Raw genomic sequence first — 1,308 nt, forward strand, 5'->3', positions numbered from 1 at the left:
ACTTCTCGATGGAAAAATCCGTGCCTGCCGGGTCAACTCTCAGTGGAAATCAACAGAATGTCGTACCGCTGACACACGCGATACACGCCCCTGTCACCGCGGAGAGCTATCAGAACAGCGCGGGTTGCCAGCCGGCTTGAGTGGACAAGCGAGCGCTGGAGGGGATTTCGAACGGCGCGGCGTCCCTGATTGCGGCGCCCGTCACCAGGAAAGAGCAGAGCATGCTGACGGATCGTCACGTCGCCGAATATCAGACCAAAGGTTTTGCCGTCGCCGAGGGGCTCTTTACCGAACAGGAGATCGGCGAGCTGCGGCGTGTCACTGACGAGTTGATCGTCGAAGCGTCAGCGCTGACAAGCCCGACGCCGACCTTCGAGCTCGAGCCGTCCCACGCTCCGGAACAACCCGCCGTTCGCCGCATCGAGATGCCACACAGGCACTTCGACTTCTTCAGGGAGTTCGTACGACATCCCGCCCTTATCGATAGTCTGCAGAAGCTGATCGGCCCGGACGTTCGAGTGCACAACTCCAAAATCAACCTGAAGCCGGGCCGGATCGGTTCGCCCGTCGAGTGGCACCAGGATTGGTGCTTTTATCCGCACACCAACGACGCGTTCCTGACGGTAGGCGTGTTCCTGGACGATATCACCAGTGTTAACGGGCCCCTGCTGTGCCTGCCAGGCTCGCACCAGGGCAAGATCTACGATCACCACAACCCCGATACCGGGTACTTCTGCAGCGCGGTCGACCTGGATGCCGATCCCGTGAACGCCACCGGCGCCGAGGAATGCGTTGGTCCCGCAGGGACCGTGTCGTTCCACCATGTCCGCACCATGCACGCCTCCGGACCGAACATGTCCGCCCAGGCCCGCCGGTTGTTGTTGATTGGATATGCCGCTGCTGACGCGTGGCCGCTGTTGGGCGTGAGGAACTGGGACCAGTATGAAGCGGACATGGTTTGCGGACGATCTACCCGCAACCCGAGGATGGTCGCACTGCCGTGCCCCGTGCCCTTTCCGATGCCGCCCGAAGCGCAAGAACGGTTCAGCCTGTTCGACAACCAGAAGCGGGCGCGGCGCTTGCTTTACGATCGTCCCGCCGAGGTGAATTGAGCTCGCGATCATTGGGTGCGACGGCGCACGTTTGATTCTGGCCGATCTGTGTGCGTCCGCCCCGTTTCCAGAAACGGCATCGATGAACGAAACCCGGTCCGTGCGGCGCTGGTCGGCGGCGGAGCGCTGTACATCGGGTTCGCGAGCGAAGGCATCAATCTACTGACCCTTAAGTCAGTCCCTGTTCGATCTAGCA

The 1,308-nt window shown here is 61.5% G+C and carries 1 protein-coding gene; it reads left to right on the forward strand.

Features of this window, described 5'->3' with window-relative positions; all coding sequences use genetic code 11:
• Nucleotides 1-221 precede the first annotated feature (221 nt).
• Nucleotides 222-1,112: a phytanoyl-CoA dioxygenase family protein gene (locus tag KHC23_RS15820; RefSeq protein WP_024922081.1), complete on the forward strand. Its 891-nt coding sequence runs from the start codon at nucleotides 222-224 to the stop codon at nucleotides 1,110-1,112.
• Nucleotides 1,113-1,308 lie beyond the last annotated feature (196 nt).

This window comes from Ancylobacter dichloromethanicus (assembly GCF_018390645.1).
GTDB classification, from domain to species: Bacteria; Pseudomonadota; Alphaproteobacteria; order Rhizobiales; family Xanthobacteraceae; genus Ancylobacter; species Ancylobacter dichloromethanicus.